The sequence below is a fragment of the Sphingorhabdus sp. genome (assembly GCF_044354325.1).
Taxonomy (GTDB): domain Bacteria; phylum Pseudomonadota; class Alphaproteobacteria; order Sphingomonadales; family Sphingomonadaceae; genus Sphingorhabdus_B.
This window is the reverse complement of the sequence record NZ_JBILAF010000042.1, coordinates 1-15770: the sequence shown is the minus strand read 5'-3', so window position 1 is coordinate 15770 and position 15770 is coordinate 1. Positions and strand designations below refer to the sequence as shown.

General features: G+C 58.2%; 18 protein-coding genes, 1 tRNA gene and 1 riboswitch. Of the genes, 4 read left to right on the top strand and 15 right to left on the bottom strand.

All coding sequences use genetic code 11. From position 1 onward, the window contains the following. From ACIQ0G_RS05650 to ACIQ0G_RS05625, 6 genes are all read right to left on the bottom strand, one after another. On the bottom strand, window positions 1–882 hold an 882-nt coding region (locus tag ACIQ0G_RS05650; protein WP_397577064.1), incomplete at its 3' end, for a phosphomethylpyrimidine synthase ThiC. A gap of 1 nt (window position 883) precedes the next feature. After that, entirely contained in the window at window positions 884–1063 is a 180-nt protein-coding gene (locus ACIQ0G_RS05645; protein WP_397577063.1) for a hypothetical protein, read from the bottom strand. A gap of 75 nt (window positions 1064–1138) precedes the next feature. Next, window positions 1139–1244, bottom strand: a riboswitch (TPP riboswitch). Between the two features lie 59 nt (window positions 1245–1303). Next, complete coding sequence (locus tag ACIQ0G_RS05640) at window positions 1304–1732, bottom strand: hypothetical protein (protein ID WP_397577062.1); 429 nt, start codon at window positions 1730–1732, stop codon at window positions 1304–1306. A 102-nt stretch (window positions 1733–1834) separates the two neighbouring features. Next, window positions 1835–2263: a DUF2141 domain-containing protein gene (locus tag ACIQ0G_RS05635; RefSeq protein WP_397577061.1), complete on the bottom strand. Its 429-nt coding sequence runs from the start codon at window positions 2261–2263 to the stop codon at window positions 1835–1837. Next, window positions 2220–2963, bottom strand: a complete 744-nt coding sequence (locus ACIQ0G_RS05630) for a sterol desaturase family protein (RefSeq protein WP_397577060.1) — start codon at window positions 2961–2963, stop codon at window positions 2220–2222. The genes ACIQ0G_RS05635 and ACIQ0G_RS05630 overlap by 44 nt, the downstream gene beginning before the upstream one ends. 21 nt (window positions 2964–2984) lie before the next feature. Further along, a complete protein-coding gene (locus tag ACIQ0G_RS05625) occupies window positions 2985–4046 on the bottom strand; it encodes an MBL fold metallo-hydrolase (RefSeq protein ID WP_397577059.1) in 1062 nt (353 codons plus the stop codon). A 161-nt stretch (window positions 4047–4207) separates the two neighbouring features. Between ACIQ0G_RS05625 and crtY the strand changes: the two genes are divergently transcribed. The 4 genes from crtY to ACIQ0G_RS05605 are packed head-to-tail and all read left to right on the top strand — an operon-like array spanning window position 4208 to window position 8411. Continuing rightward, on the top strand, window positions 4208–5377 hold the full coding sequence (gene crtY, locus ACIQ0G_RS05620) for a lycopene beta-cyclase CrtY (RefSeq protein ID WP_397577058.1): 1170 nt from the start codon (window positions 4208–4210) through the stop codon (window positions 5375–5377). Further along, window positions 5374–6861, top strand: a complete 1488-nt coding sequence (locus tag ACIQ0G_RS05615) for a phytoene desaturase (RefSeq protein WP_397577057.1) — start codon at window positions 5374–5376, stop codon at window positions 6859–6861. Before crtY ends, ACIQ0G_RS05615 begins: the two co-directional genes overlap by 4 nt. Beyond that, window positions 6858–7439, top strand: coding sequence for a TIGR00730 family Rossman fold protein (locus tag ACIQ0G_RS05610; protein ID WP_324478075.1), 582 nt, complete (start codon window positions 6858–6860; stop codon window positions 7437–7439). Before ACIQ0G_RS05615 ends, ACIQ0G_RS05610 begins: the two co-directional genes overlap by 4 nt. A gap of 36 nt (window positions 7440–7475) precedes the next feature. Continuing rightward, entirely contained in the window at window positions 7476–8411 is a 936-nt protein-coding gene (locus ACIQ0G_RS05605) for a phytoene/squalene synthase family protein (RefSeq protein WP_397577056.1), read from the top strand. Between the two features lie 153 nt (window positions 8412–8564). Here the strand turns inward: ACIQ0G_RS05605 and ACIQ0G_RS05600 are convergent, their stop codons facing one another. The 9 genes from ACIQ0G_RS05600 to ppdK all read right to left on the bottom strand — a co-directional run. Then, window positions 8565–9365 carry an inositol monophosphatase family protein gene (locus ACIQ0G_RS05600; protein WP_397577055.1) on the bottom strand — a complete coding sequence of 267 codons (801 nt, stop codon included), beginning with the start codon at window positions 9363–9365 and terminating at the stop codon, window positions 8565–8567. Beyond that, entirely contained in the window at window positions 9358–10704 is a 1347-nt protein-coding gene (locus tag ACIQ0G_RS05595; protein WP_397577054.1) for a TldD/PmbA family protein, read from the bottom strand. Before ACIQ0G_RS05595 ends, ACIQ0G_RS05600 begins: the two co-directional genes overlap by 8 nt. A gap of 46 nt (window positions 10705–10750) precedes the next feature. Further along, on the bottom strand, window positions 10751–11098 hold the full coding sequence (locus ACIQ0G_RS05590; protein ID WP_397577053.1) for a hypothetical protein: 348 nt from the start codon (window positions 11096–11098) through the stop codon (window positions 10751–10753). 70 nt (window positions 11099–11168) lie between these two features. After that, entirely contained in the window at window positions 11169–11807 is a 639-nt protein-coding gene (gene queE, locus ACIQ0G_RS05585; protein ID WP_397577052.1) for a 7-carboxy-7-deazaguanine synthase, read from the bottom strand. Further along, on the bottom strand, window positions 11804–12487 hold the full coding sequence (queC, locus tag ACIQ0G_RS05580; RefSeq protein ID WP_397577051.1) for a 7-cyano-7-deazaguanine synthase QueC: 684 nt from the start codon (window positions 12485–12487) through the stop codon (window positions 11804–11806). Before queC ends, queE begins: the two co-directional genes overlap by 4 nt. A gap of 34 nt (window positions 12488–12521) precedes the next feature. Then, window positions 12522–12598 (bottom strand) — tRNA-Arg (locus ACIQ0G_RS05575). Between the two features lie 56 nt (window positions 12599–12654). Next, window positions 12655–13182 (bottom strand): DUF1254 domain-containing protein, encoded by a 528-nt coding sequence (locus tag ACIQ0G_RS05570; RefSeq protein WP_397577050.1) that lies wholly within the window; start codon window positions 13180–13182, stop codon window positions 12655–12657. Beyond that, window positions 13173–13748, bottom strand: a complete 576-nt coding sequence (locus ACIQ0G_RS05565) for a DUF1214 domain-containing protein (RefSeq protein ID WP_397577049.1) — start codon at window positions 13746–13748, stop codon at window positions 13173–13175. The genes ACIQ0G_RS05570 and ACIQ0G_RS05565 overlap by 10 nt, the downstream gene beginning before the upstream one ends. Before the next feature lie 35 nt (window positions 13749–13783). After that, window positions 13784–15770 (bottom strand): pyruvate, phosphate dikinase (gene ppdK, locus ACIQ0G_RS05560; RefSeq protein WP_397577048.1); only part of this gene is annotated, 1987 nt, incomplete at its 5' end.

Genomic DNA, 15770 nt, shown 5'->3' with positions numbered 1-15770 from the left:
GATAAGGGTATCGCGGAAGATTTCCCATGTCAGGTCTTCGGCAACGCCGCCGACCTTTTCCAGCGCCTGATAAATCGGCACGGTGCCGATGGGAACGGGCGAGTTGCGGATGATCCATTCGCGGGTGTCGTGAATGTTGCGGCCGGTCGACAGGTCCATGACGGTGTCCGCGCCCCAGCGGATGGACCAGACCATCTTGTCGACTTCCGTCGCAACATCAGACGCAACCGCGCTGTTGCCGATATTGGCGTTGATCTTGACCAGGAAATTGCGGCCAATCGCCATCGGTTCGGATTCGGGGTGGTTGATATTGTTGGGTATGATCGCACGGCCGCGGGCGATTTCTTCGCGGACGAATTCGGGGGTGACGTAATCAGGGATTTCCGCGCCAAAGCTTTCGCCGTCGCGGATATATTCGGCCAGGCGCGCGCGGCCCAGATTCTCACGCTCGGCAACATATTCCATTTCCGGCGTAATGATGCCGCGGCGGGCATAATGCATCTGGCTGACGTTCATACCGGGCTTTGCGCGCAGCACATGTTTGCGGACATTGGGGAATGGCGCGACGCCGCCGCTGCGGTCGGGGCCAAGTTGACCATTGTCTTCAGGGCGGACTTCGCGTTGCAGCACTTCCTCTACATCGCCGCGCTCACGGATCCAGCTGCTGCGGATTTCGGGCAGGCCCATGCTGATGTCGATGCGGGCGTTGCTGTCGGTATATGGTCCGCTGGAGTCATAGACGCGCACAGGCGGCTCGCCCGACGATGGCTCAAGATAGATTTCGCGCATGGCCACTTTGCGGTCACCGACGTAGATTTTCTTCGATCCACGGATCGGGCCAGTGGTGACGCCAATTTCGGTGCGTGCGGGGATGTCTGCCATGTTATGCGTTCCTCTCATGGACCAGCTGATCAACTGCCCATTTGTAATAATTCATTAGGTGTTTTTCTTGGGCCGCAAAATCGGTCGACTGAAGATGCTGAAGTCGAATCTGTATCAAAGAGGCAGCAAGCTGTGCTGCGGCAATTGCAATCGCGTCATCGGTTGGTTTGATTTTCGCCATTCTCACTCTCCAAAAACATCGTGAAGGAGAGTGATTGGCGTGAAGACCGGGCTCGGTCCTCGCCAGTCCCCCGGACTGGCTGCGGTCTCACCTCCCTACGCCCGCATCAACGGGATCAGGTTCAGCGGGTCGGATGGCGTTACCCATCCCTCTCAGTCACACGACTCCCCGGGGATGGAGATGTAATAGGCGAGAGCGGCGCGTCAGTCCAGCAAGATGAACATCGTCACGGCAATGATTTTAGGCCGCAGCAACATCCGACTGCAGCGCCCTCCAGAATATGGGCGAACTTGCAAGGCGCAGGAATTTTTCCGCCAGCCCCGGTTCAAGCGTTTTGCCGCTCGCTTGCATGACGGCGGCCATTGCGGCCTGTGGCCCGTCTTTCGCCGCGACATCGTCGGCCAATGTTGCGACGGCAAGGATGTGGATCGCCAGCTGATCCGTTTCGTTCCGCGGTGCGGCAGGTTCAAGGCCGCTTTGCAATATCCGCATCCACATACGGTGGTGCAGGGCATCAAGCCGGGCGGCTTCAATGTCGATCAGTTGCGCCAGCTTTGATCCGATCCAGCTCAAGCGCGCCTCACGCGTGCGTGCGCGCGGCGCTTCGGCGGCGGTTGCCGACGCAGGCTGCGCGGAACTGGCGGTAAACTGGTTATGCGACGGAATCATATTGGGCGCCCTATGTGCAGAGGAGCCCGTTTATGCCCCGCACATGATTTCCAACTCGTTAAGGCGTGTCAGAAAGTTCCGCCGCAGCGCACGACCGCGCCGTTACAGCATATATTTCATCTTCACCCGCTGGCTGACGGCAGCGGCATCAACCGCAAATGCCGCGGCCTTAAACTTGGGCGGGCCAGCAACAATCGCGGGATTACGGGAAAAGCCGAAGCCTTCTTTGGGCAGGAAAATGGCCATATCCATTTTGTTGTTAGCATTTTCATCATGGACCAACGCGACCGCATATGTGCCCTTTGTTATGCCCGTGAACGATATATTTGCGGCATCGCGCGCGGATATGCTGGTCTTCAAACCTTTTGGATCCTTGCCGCAATCGGGGAAGAAACGCGGGTTGGCGGTGACGCAGACAAGGACATTGCCCTTCGTGCTGCGCAAGCCGGAGATGTTGATATCAATCGTCGCGGTTGCGGGCGCGGCTTCAACTGCGCCGCTTAAGGTTGCGATCCCAATGGCCGAGACCAAGGTCAGTGCCGCACATTTTATCCCAAAGCCTGAAATATAGCCCATAATTCCCTCGATATGCGTCGTGATGTTTTTGATGATGCGTCGCTGTTATCAGCCACTGCCCTAATCTGCCGTTGACGATGGATTTGGGGAAACATTCCCACCCCATATGGTTGGTAACGCCCATGATCGTCATCACCGATAGCACGACGCCCAAAGACGCGACATGAATGGGGATGACGAAGACCAAAAACGGAATGACGAACGCGCCTGACAATGCCTCCCACGGATGGAAGGACATGGCTGCCCATGCCGTCGGCGGGCGGCTTTCATGATGGACAGCGTGCGCGGCCTTGAACCAAAACGGGCGATGCATCAGCCGGTGTGTCCAATAAAACCATGTGTCGTGCGCAAACAGATACAGAAATACCGACAGCGGCAGATACCAAAAAGGGTAAGCGCCAATATCTCGGTAAATCATCGTCCAGCCGAGATTATCCCACCCCCACGCGACGACACCTGCAGGAATGCCATAAATCGCGGCACTGGCGAGGCTCCACCCGATTTCGCGGCGGATTTGTTGGTCAAGGCCAACATAAAGCCCCGGTTCGCGCAATTTCGTCGCCCATGCAAAAGCACCGCTGACCAACAGATAGCGCACGCCGACAATCGCAGTCATCGCCAGTGTTGATAACAACAAGATCAGCCATGAGCCCATCTGGCGCCTTTAGCCCTTATGCTATCGGTTTAGCAAATTGCGTGTTTCGAAATTATCGGGACCCGAGATGCTGATCAGGTCGCCATCGTGCATGACCTTTATTGGTCCCTTATACCGGCTTGCCGCATCCCCAATCAGCGCGAATTCGAGCGGCTTCGGCACCGACGGGACGATATGCGTGAAGGCCAACATGCCTGCGCCGGACGCCTTTGCCACATCGGCGGCTTGTTCGGGGCTGATGTGGTAATTCTGGATATCGTCGAAGATTTTCGCCCGATTTATCATCCCTGCCTTTTGCGCGCTGGTGGCGAGGGCATCGACCATGCGCGGCGACAGCAGTTCGCTGACATATAAATCCGAACCCTTGGCGGCTTTGGCAAGCGCAGGGGTGAACGCGGTGTCACCCGATATCGTGACGCTGCGGCCCTTATAATCGACGCGATAGCCAAAGGCGGGCGTGATCGGATCATGGTCCACAGAAAAGGCGGTAATGCGCACGTCATTGGCATCATAAACCACGCCCGGCTGGATCGCCTTGCCCGTCATGCCAAAGCCCGATTGCGGAACGACGGCTGCGCCATGGTGGGCAATGCGGTAGGTTGAATCAATCCGGTACGCGGCATTCAGCCCATCGGTGATTTCGGTGACGCCTTCAGGGCCAGACACAGGCAGCGGTGTTTTCGCGCTCGTCCCTGCCCAACGCTGCAGCGTGAACGGGCCAAGGCCTTCGAAATGGTCGCTGTGCAAATGGGTGAGCCACACGCCTTCAATCTTGTCGAGTGGCATGCCCATGAGAGACAGGGTTTTGCCGGAGCCTTCACCCATGTCAAAAACAAACAACCGGCCACCGGCGATCACAACGGTGCATGCGGCCGCGCGGTCACGATTTGGCAAGGGCGAACCCGTACCGCAAAACCCGACATGCAGCGCATCGGCGGGCAATTCTGCCATGACATTGCGGGACATTGCGCCGTCCGCTGCGCGCGAAATCAGCGCCATCGCCAGTGCGTCACGTTTTACATATGCCGCACCGCCCGCAACGATCAGTCCGCCAAGGACGGCCAAAAGCCATTTCTTCCGCATGATATTTCTCCCCCGTTTGACGACGTACCTACGCGTTTTTGATAGCGTTAGCATATAGGAAAATTATGACGACGGCGCTGCGCCGTCCAGTCGCTGCACATAAAGCTGTGCATTACCTTGGCAGAAGCCTTCCCCTTGTAAAATGGCTGCGCTAGGGCCGCATGGTGACACGCGAAAATATCAAATGCGATTTGGCTATTGTCGGCGGCGGCCTTGCCGGCGGGCTCATCGCGCTTGCCCTTGGCAAAATGCGGCCCGAATTGAAAATCGTCCTAATTGAACAAGGCGACAGCTTTGGCGGCAACCATATTTGGAGCTTTTTTGCGAGCGACATATTGCCGGAGCATCGTTGGCTGACGGCGCCTTTGGTGACTTATGGCTGGTCGGGTTATGACGTCAAATTCCCGGGGCACAGCCGCGCGCTCGACAATATTTATTACACCATTGAATCCGAACGGCTTGACTGGGTGTTGCGCAAGAACCTGCCTGCATCGTCATTGATGCTTGGCCGTGAAGTGAAAGCGGTCTCGCCCAGGCTTGTGGTTCTCGACGGCGCGCAGCGTATTAACGCTGGCGGCGTGATTGACGCGCGGGGCGCAGGCGACCTGAACCATCTCGATTGTGGCTGGCAGAAATTTACCGGCCAGCTGATGCAATTGTCAGAGCCACATAATCTTACAAAGCCCATCGTCATGGACGCCACGGTGGACCAGCATGATGGCTATCGCTTTGTCTATGTCCTGCCCTTTGGAATGGACAAGCTGTTTGTCGAAGACACCTATTACAGCGACAAGCCCGATTTGGACCCGCGCATCCTGCGTCAACGGATTGCGGCTTATGCCGATGAACAAGGCTGGAAAGTCGAACGCGTCTTGCGTGAAGAAAATGGCGTCTTGCCGGTTGTGATGGGCGGCGATCTGGAAAGCTATTGGGCGAGCGGCAGTGGCCGCACGGCAAAGGCCGGCGCGCGCGGTGCATTTTTTCAGTCGGTGACCAGCTATTCACTGCCCGACGCGGTGCGCAACGCCATTTTCATTGCGGAGCAGCCCGATCTTGATGGCGACAAGCTTAATCTTGTTCTGCGCCAGCGTGCGCAGGACCATTGGAACAAGGGCAGATTTTTCCGGATACTCAACCGGATGCTGTTCCGCGGCGCCGAAGGCCGCGACCGATACAAGATATTAGAACGTTTCTACAGGCTAAAGCCCGGATTGATTGAACGCTTTTATGCTGGGAATAGCAGCAACAGTGACAAGGCGCGCATCCTGATTGGCAAGCCGCCCATTCCCATAGGGAAAGCCATCACCGCGATCCGGAGCAAGAAGAAATGACGAAGACAGCAGCGATTATTGGTGCCGGATTTGGCGGCCTTGCGCTTGCAATGCGGCTTCAATCTGCAGGCATCTCCACAACGATTATTGAAGCGCGCGATAAGCCCGGCGGCCGCGGCTATTATTGGGAAAAGGATGGCTTCACCTTTGACGGTGGCCCAACGGTCATCACCGACCCGCCATGTCTGGAAGAATTGTGGTCGCTGTCCGGCCATAAAATGTCGGACGACGTGGAATTGATGCCCGTGTTCCCGTTCTACCGGTTGAACTGGCCCGATGGCACGAATTTCGATTATTCGAATGACGCACCCGGCCTGAAAGCCGAAATCGAAAAGCTGAACCCCGACGATGTCGAGGGTTATCGCAAGTTCCTCGAATATTCGAAGGGCGTGTTCAAAGAGGGCTATCAAAAGCTCGGTTCGGTCGCGTTCCTCGACTTCGCATCGATGATCAAGGCCGCGCCAGCACTGATGAAATATCAGGCATGGCGTTCGGTTTATTCGATCGTTTCGTCTTATGTGAAAGACGAAAAGCTGCGCGAAGCTTTGTCATTCCACACATTGCTCGTCGGCGGAAACCCGATGAGCACCAGCGCGATCTACGCGCTCATCCACACCATCGAAAAAGAGGGCGGTGTCTGGTTTGCCAAGGGCGGCACCAACCGGCTTGTCGCCGCGATGGTGACGCATTTCGAACGGCTCGGCGGGATGATCCGTCTGGGCGATCCCGTCGAAGAAATCGAGACACGCGGTGACAAGGTCATTGGCGTGCGCACGAAATCGGGCTGGCGCATGGACTGCGACATGGCGGCGTCCAATGGCGACCTGATGCACACTTACAAAGATTTGTTGACCAGCAACAAACGCGGCGAACGCGCAACCAAATCGCTGCGGCGCAAAAGCTGGTCGCCATCGCTTTTCGTGCTGCACCTTGGCATTAAGGGCACATGGCCGGGCATTCCGCACCATATGATCCTGTTTGGCCCGCGCTACAAAGGCCTGCTCGACGACATTTATAAAAACGGCGTCCTGCCGCAGGATTTCTCGCTATATCTGCACCATCCAACCGTCACGGACCCAAGCCTTGCGCCCGAAGGTTGTTCGACATTTTATGTCCTTGCGCCTGTCGCGCATATGGGCAAAGCACCGCTCGATTGGGATGGCGATGTGGGTGAAGCGTTGAAGGAACGGATTTTGGATGAGCTTGAGCGCCGCCTGATCCCCGACATCCGCAGCCGGATCATGACCCAGTTCCATTACACGCCCGCTGACTTTGGCCGCGACCTTTCGGCGCATTTGGGCAGCGCGTTCAGCCTTGAACCCGTATTGTGGCAGTCGGCCTATATGCGGGCGCACAACCGCGATGACGCGATACACAATCTGTATTTCGTCGGCGCAGGCACACACCCGGGCGCTGGCATTCCCGGCGTTGTCGGCAGTGCGAAGGCAACCGCAGCGTTGATGCTCGAGGACGCAAATAGGTGAAACGGCTCGCGGTCTATTGCGGTTCGGCTACCCCTGAGAACCCCATCTATATCGAAGCTGCGCGCAGCGTCGGAAAGATGCTGGCGGAACGTGGCATTGGCGTCGTCTATGGCGGCGGCCGATTGGGGCTGATGGGTGCAGTGGCCGACAGCGCGCTTGCGGCAGGCGGCGAAGTCATCGGCATCATCCCCGAAGCACTGGTCGGCGCTGAAGTCGCGCACAAGGGCTGCACCGAACTGCACGTCGTTTCGGGTATGCACGAACGCAAGGCGCGCTTTACCGACCTGTCCGATGGTTTCATCACCATCCCCGGCGGTGTCGGGACGATGGACGAATTGTGGGAAGCCATCAGCTGGTCACAGCTTGGCTATCATCAAAAACCCGTCGGCGTTTTGAACATTGCGGGTTTTTATGATCAGCTTATCGCGTTCAACCAGAATATGATCGATGTCGGCTTTATCCGGCCGCAGCATGCGGGCATCATGATCGTCGATGACACGCTGGACGGCTTGCTGGACAAAATGGCCGCCTATGTGCCGCACAAGACCATCTTCCAGATGAAAGCAGACGATTTGTGAACCACGCCCATATCAGCCCTTGCACAGATTTTTGCCGTGGCTGATTTTAATCGCCCTGCCCTTGTTCAATTTGCGCAGGACAGCATATCGCGGGGATCCAAATCCTTCCGTTTCGCCAGCCGGTTGTTTGACCGTATTACGCGCGAACGGGTCTGGCTGCTCTATGCGTGGTGCCGCAAATGCGATGATATGGCCGATGGTCAGGACCATGGCGGCGCGATGGCGGCGGTCACCGACCCTCAGCAGAGCCTTGCCGCCATTCGCACGCTTACCGCACAAGCGCTGGCGGGGACGCCGACGGGTGAGCCTGCGTTTGACTGCCTGGGCGTTGTCGCGCGGGAATGTGGCATTACAGCGCGCATGGCAGAGGATGTGATTGAAGGCTTCGCGCTGGATGCCGCGGACTGGCACCCCCGCCGCGAAAGCGACCTGTACCAATATTGCTACCATGTTGCGGGCGCCGTGGGCGTGATGATGGCCGTGGTGATGGGCGTTCCGGCGGATGACGACGCCACGCTCGACCGCGCTTGCGACCTTGGCCTCGCCTTTCAACTTGCCAACATCGCGCGGGATATTGCCGAAGATGACGCGGCCGGACGCTGCTATTTACCCGACGACTGGCTGGCGACGCTCGATATCGGGCCGGGTGAACATATGAAGCCGCATAACCGCAAAAAACTGGCGCTGATGGGCCGTTGGCTGGCAGACGAAGCCGAGCAATATGAAGCGTCCGCACGCGTCGGCGCGGCGCATCTGCCGCTGCGTGCGCGTTGGGCGGTGTTGTCCGCCGCAGGCATTTATGGCGAAATCGCCCGCAAAGTCCGCGCCGCCGATAGCCACGCGTGGGACGAACGTATTTTCACCAGCCGCCCTGAAAAGTTTCGCTGGGTTCGCAAGGCGTTTGTCGATGCTGTTGCGAACAACCCGCGTGATATGGACCGCGCGGCATTGTGGACGCGGGCGAGGGTTTAGCGCCACGGGCTTCTGCATTAGCCTAACGCACCCACCCCCAATTCGTCATCCTGAACTTGTTTCAGGATCTTACTTTTTCAGCGTGGCCAAGTAAGACCCTGAAACAAGTTCAGGGTGACAGTGATGGACAAGTGGGCATTGCCTGAAGCGAATTCAGGACGCGGACAAAATCCGCGCCGCACGCCCCGACAAGCGCTCCACCGCGGCGTCATGTATCCCTGGCGCGCAGCAGATCAGGCCGAAATCCAATGGCTTGCGCTTATTATATACTATCGGTCCGCCAAGCGCATCGGTTACGACTGCGCCTGCTTCCTGCGCGACGAGGTGCGCAGCGGCGATGTCCCATTCATTGCCCCAGCGCAGCGTTGCGACCAAGTCCGCCCGGTCACAGGCGACCATCGTCATCCGCATTGCGATGCTGTTGGGCTTAGTGACCGTGACAAGGTCCGCATCCAGCCGAGGTAATTCATCGGCGGGCACGCGTGATCCGGTGAAATCCAATCGCGTGCTGCCCGACAGCGGCGCATTGTTGCACGTCACGCCTTCGCCGCGCGCCGCGACCCAGATTTTGTCTTCGGCCGGCGCGGCCATCACCGCAAATATCGGAATGCCGTCGGCCACCAAGGCGACCGAGACGCACCATCCGCTGCGTCCACGCACATAATCGCGGGTGCCATCGATAGGGTCGACCAACCACAACAGCCGCGCATCCAGCCGCTTTGGGTCATCCAGCGTCTCTTCGGACAGCCATGCCGCCTCCGGCAAAATCGCCTGCAAACGCGTCGTCAGCAACGCATCGACAGCCATGTCGATCTCGCTCACGAAATTGTTGCGGCTCTTTTCCCACACCTTGGCATCGGGCACTGCCCCGTCGCGCCAGCTGGCAAACGCCAACGCCGCAGCTTCCTGCGTGGCTGCGATTACGGCGTCTCTATCAAGCTGGCGTTCAGGCACCTGCGATCATCATGCCGTCGATCCGCAAGGTGGGCACATTGATGCTGCGGATCCATTCCAGATCGTTCGCGGCGGTCATTGCTGCAAACATATCCTTCAAATTGCCGGCGATGGTAAATTCGCTCACGGGTCCGGCAATTTCGCCATTGATGATCAGGAAACCGGCGGCACCGCGGCTATAATCGCCCGTTACCGGGTTCACGCCCTGCCCAGCCAGTTCATGCACATAGACGCCATGTTTGATGTCGGCGATCAGTTCGGCAACGCTGACACTGCCGCCTTCCAAATGCACGTTCGATGGGCTGACGCCGGGGGCTCCGCTTACGCCGCGGCTGGCATGGCCGGTGGGTTCCAATCCCAATTGCCGCGCCGATGCGCTTTCCATCAACCAGCCGGTCAAAACGCCATTTTCGATGATGGGCCGGCGCGCGGTGGGCAGGCCTTCGCCATCAAAGGCGCGCGACCCAAGCCCACGCGGCACATGCGGATTGTCGATGATCGATATCCCGCTGTCGAACAATTGCGCGCCGAGCGATTCCAGCAGGAAGCTTGTTTTGCGGGCAATAGCCGAGCCGCTAATCCCGCCCAGCAAATGCCCGACAAAGGAACTGCCAACGCGCGGGTCAAAGACCACGGGCATCTGTCCGCTTTTGATGGTGCCGGGGTTCAACCGCTTGACTGCGCGTTCACCGGCACGCGTGCCGACGCTGGCGGGGCTGGCGAGATCAGCAAGATGCCGGGCCGAGCGCCAGTCATAATCACGTTCTTTCGCGTCGCCATCGCCCGACAGCACGCTGGCCGATATGCCATAGCCCGATCCAGCCTTTACGCCTGCAAAGCCGTGACTGGTGGCCAGCGCAAAGATCGAGCGCGACGCACTTGCGCCAGCGCCTTCGCTGTTGGTGACGCCGGGAACGGCGCGCGCGGCGTCTTCGCATTCAAGCGCTGCTGCGCGAAGCTGTGCAGGATCGGGGTCTTGGCCATCATCGCTGTCGAAGTCCGGAATTGCACCCGTGAGCAGCCGGTCGTGCGGCGCGAGGCCCGCATATTGGTCCTCGGGTGCTTCCTTCGCCATGTCGATCGCGCGCGCAACCAGGCCGGCCAGAATATCGGGGTTCATGTTGGACGATGAAATCGTTGCCGATCGCTGGCCGACAAAAACCCGCAAGCCAATGTCTTCGCCTTCAGATCGGGCCACATCCTCTAACTGCCCCAGCCGCACCTGAACGTCCGTAGATGCGTCACACACATATACGGCGTCGGCGGCATCTGCACCGGCTTTAATGGCTTGGGAAACGAGATTGTGCGCGCGATCAAGCGCTTCTTGAGGTTTAAGCATGATTCCCGCTTAGGCGCGGGCCGTTACAGCGTCAATCAAACGGCGGTCAAAATACCGTGAACAAAACCGCCAAAATCGCCGGAATGACCACAGCGGCCGCCCAAAGCTTCAACCGGTCCGCGACATAATGCGTCTTCAGGCCATCGCCATTATACGCAGCGGCATCCAGCGCCTGCCAGCGACGCTCCATATTGCGGCATGGCGGAATGACCACAGCCACAAAGAGGACCAAGACAAAATAAGGGAAAATTGACGTGCCACGCGATTCGATGGTGGGCGTCACCAAAAATATCAGTGCCAATGTGTAGACCACCAGCGCAAAGGCGACATGGTCGGACATACGTTTTGAATAGCTTTTATAGCTGCGCATTTGCGCTTGTTCGGCTTTTGCCATTTTTTGCTCTCCTCTTCCCGTCATAAGACTGTCATCTTTGGGAACAGGTTTCAAGCATATTTAATAAGGGTCAGGGCAGCCCCAAAATCTTGTGATTTTGCAAGGATAAGCGCCATTTTGGGCGGTTCATGACGAAGCGCGTCGCTTCCTCTACGCTCGCAGCGTTCAACACCGCATCGCCTTTATCCATGGGCTGAATGAGGAAATGGGCAAATTGCCATCCCTCCATCCGGTCCAAATCACTCGCCAATTGCGGCCAGACGAGTTTCAGCTCATCGCCATGATGTTGGACCACGTCAGAGCCCGCCTTGGGGCTAATGCAGACCCAATCAATGCCCGGATGGACCGCAATGGTTCCGTTGCTTTCAATGGCGATTTGAAACGCGTGCGCATGCAATGCGTCGACAATCGCATCATCAACTTGCAACATGGGCTCGCCGCCTGTGATCACGACATAGCGCGATTGCGTGCCGTCACCCCACAAAGCCGCAACTTTGGCAGCAAGGTCAGCCGCGTCATAACGCCCGCCATTTTCGCCATTCATGCCGACAAAATCGGTATCGCAAAATTGGCAAATGGCCGAACTGCGGTCTTCTTCGCGACCCGTCCACAAATTGCATCCGGCAAAGCGCAGAAACACCGCACGGCGGCCCGCATGGACGCCTTCGCCCTGAAGCGTCAGGAAAATCTCTTTAACCGCGTAGCTCATGCGTAAACGGTGGGGTCGGGCAATCCCGCATCGGCAAAGCCCTTGGCGCGCAACCGGCAGCTGTCACAGCGGCCACAGGCTTTGTTATCGGGCGTCGGATCGTAACAGGACCAGCTCATGCCCGCATCAAGGCCAAGCCGCGCCGCTTGCGTGGCGATATCCGCCTTGCTCATGTGGAGCAACGGCGTGTGGACGCTGAAATGATCGCCCTCAACACCCGCCTTGGTGGCCAAATTGGCCATGCCTTCAAAGGCGCGGATGAATTCGGGACGGCAATCGGGATAGCCCGAATAATCAAGCGCATTGACGCCAATCCACAAATCCCGCGCGCCGCGTGCTTCGGCAAGGCCAAGGCATAAGGAAAGGAATATCGTGTTGCGCGCCGGCACATAAGTGACAGGGATGGCGTTTTCCTCAACGCCCTCTTTGGGAACAGCAATGTCCGCGGTCAGCGCGGAGCCGCCAAAGCGTGTCAGATCCAGCGGCAGGACGATATGTTCAATCGCCCCCAAATGCGCGGCGATGGTCGCGGCACTATCAAGCTCAATCCTGTGACGCTGGTTATAATCGATGGTCAGCGCGATAAGGTCATAGCCTGCCTCGCGCGCCAAGCCGGCAACAACCATTGAATCGAGGCCACCGGACAAAAGAACGATGGCAGATTTGGATTTTGCGGTCATTGCGAGGGGTCTCTGTATTCAGAGAGAAGAAAAGTGGTGCACCCGGAGCGATTCGAACGCCCGGCCCTCAGATTCGTAGTCTGATGCTCTATCCAGCTGAGCTACGGGTGCACTGGAGCGCCGCTATTAGGGACGCTGGCAAAGTTGTGCAATAGCTAATTTGAACCTCAAAGCTGCTTACAGGTCGATTTTCTGCGGATGGCATCCACAACCGGATATTCGGCCGGGCTGGAGAGCAATATCCGGATCAAGGCGATGCCACGATCATATTGCAACGTTACCGGCTCATAACCCTGTGGTGCAGTCTGCCCGGCTTTCACCAATGCAAGACGGGCAGGCTTTCCACCCGTATCACGGTCGCTGCGGACAGCGGCGACATCGGTGCGGGCGTCGAATATGCTCAATGACCAATAATGACCCGGTACCGACGCCACATCGACCAGCACGGGTCCCTTTGACACATCAAAAACACAGGAAGAATAAACAAGGTCAGGGCTGGGCCGGACAATCGGTTGATTGTCCGCGGTTGACAGTTCGCCAAATGCAAAGCTGTTTGCCGGCGCGCGCGCGCCGATAACATCCATCGCTTTTGACATCAGCGCATAGGGGGTCGCGAGCAAAACGCCTTGCCATGCGAACGCGGAGACCAGCAGTCCGGCGATGATAGGGAACATCCAGTTGCGTATCATGCGCATGCCTTTCTGGTAACGATAGGAAGTTTGGCGTTTGCGGGATCATTCAACAACGCGCCGCGCGGATGATAGGTGCGCAAGGTCAGGTCAAAATGCGGCGTCCCCCCGGTGGGTAGCCAGACACCTTCGGCCGGATTTGGCGAAACGGTGAATGACCAGTTGCCCTGCGCGTCACGAGCTGGCGCATTGCCAGCGACGGACCAGCGGTTCGCGGCATTTTTCACAAGCCAGCCTTCGCCTTTGTACAGCGTTACGCTCCACCAGCGCGCATCGAGTTCACCGCCAGTGACCGTATATGTGCAGCGACCTTCCAAAGGGCGTCCTTCGCTGTCGGTGCGGGTGATGAAATACATCGCCTCTTTCGCCGGCAATGCCAGAAGACCGTTCAGTGCAACCTTCGCGCGCGTCAAAGCCGACGCTGATGCCGTTCCCTGATTGGTATTCGCGCTCCATTGGCCGTTGTGGACCTGCTTATCCGCATAATCGCCACGGACCTGATGCACAGCAAAGGCCGCGCCGCCAACTAAGCCCAATGCGATACATGCCGCAAATCGGTGCCATGTTTTCATAATGCTCTCCCTCGACCAAGGGGTAGAACAAAAGATTAGTTTTTGGCAAGCGCCGCCTGCGCTGCTGCCAATCGCGCGATAGGCACGCGATAGGGGGAGGCGCTGACATAATCGAGGCCGACTTTTTCACAAAAGGCAATCGACGCCGGATCGCCGCCATGTTCGCCGCAAATCCCAAGCTTGATTTCAGGACGCGTCGCGCGGCCTTTGTTCGCCGCAATTTCGATCAGCTGGCCAACGCCTTCCACATCCAGGCTGACAAACGGGTCGCGGGCGTAAATGCCCTTGTCGACATAATGCGTCAGGAACCGTGCGGCATCATCGCGGCTGACGCCCAGCGTCGTCTGCGTCAGGTCGTTGGTGCCAAAGCTGAAGAAGCTGCCGACTTCGGCGATTTCATCGGCCATCAATGCGGCGCGCGGCAGTTCGATCATCGTGCCGACTAGATATTCGATGCGCTTGCCTTGTTCGGCAAAGACCGCTTCGGCTGCTTTGTCGACAACATCCTTCATCAGTTCAAGCTCGCGGCGCGTGCCAACCAGCGGGATCATGATTTCCGGCACCGGTGCGACGGCCAATGAACAGGCCGCTTCAAATATCGCGCGCGCCTGCATCTCGTAAATTTCGGGGTAGGTCACGCCCAAGCGGCACCCACGATGGCCCAGCATCGGGTTGAATTCGTGCAGTTCGGCGGCACGTTGCTTCAGCACCTCGATACCGACACCAGCAGCCGCAGCAACCTCGGCAAATTCGCTTTCCTGATGCGGAAGGAATTCATGCAGCGGCGGGTCAAGCAAGCGGATGGTGACGGGAAGACCGGCCATCACTTCGAAAATGGCGGTAAAGTCCTTGCGCTGTTCGGGCAGCAATTTGTCGAGCGCAACGCGGCGGCCCTTTTCATCGTCCGCAAGGATCATCTGGCGCACAGCGGTAATGCGCGCGGCATCAAAGAACATATGCTCCGTGCGGCACAGACCAATGCCTTCTGCGCCAAAATCGCGCGCCGTCTGCGCATCCAATGGTGTTTCGGCATTGGCGCGGACTTTCATCCGGCGACCGGCATCGGCCCACACCATCAACGTGCCAAAATCACCCACTAGCTCAGGCTGCAACGTTGGGACTTCACCCGCCATCACTTCGCCGGTTGAACCATCAAGCGTGATGATATCGCCTTCATGCAACGTCCGTCCGGCAATGCGCAGCGTTTTGCCCGCGGCATCAATCTGAAGGCTGCCGGCACCCGATACGCAAGGACGGCCCATGCCACGTGCAACAACCGCCGCATGGCTGGTCATGCCGCCACGTGCGGTCAATATGCCCGTTGCGGCGTGCATGCCGTGAATGTCTTCAGGGCTGGTTTCAACGCGCACCAAAATGACGGACTCGCCGCGCTCTTTCCATTTGTCGGCAGTGTCGGCGTCAAACACGATTTTGCCCGAAGCTGCGCCGGGCGAAGCTGGCAGGCCAGAGGTCAGCACATCGCGCACGGCATCGGGATCCAGCGTCGGGTGCAGCAATTGGTCCAGCGCCATCGGGTCCACGCGCAGGACAGCCTCGTCGGTGGTGATGAGGCCAGCGTCGGCCATATCGACCGCGATTTTCAACGCTGCTTTCGCGGTGCGCTTGCCCGAGCGGGTTTGCAGCATCCACAATTTTTCACGCTCAACGGTGAATTCGATATCCTGCATATCGCGATAATGCGTTTCGAGGATGTCGAACACGCGCGCCAGTTCGGCATAGACCGCGGGCATGGCTTCTTCCATCGACAAGGGCTTCGCGCCCGCACGTTCACGCGCCGCCTTGGTCAGATATTGCGGGGTACGGATACCCGCGACAACATCTTCGCCTTGGGCATTGATAAGATATTCGCCATAATAAGCATTCTCGCCCGTCGCAGGATCGCGGGTGAAGGCGACGCCGGTCGCGGACGTTGCGCCCATGTTGCCAAAGACCATCGCCTGCACATTGACAGCAGTGCCCCAGTCGCCGGGAATATTGTTCAGGCGGCGATAGACCTTTGCC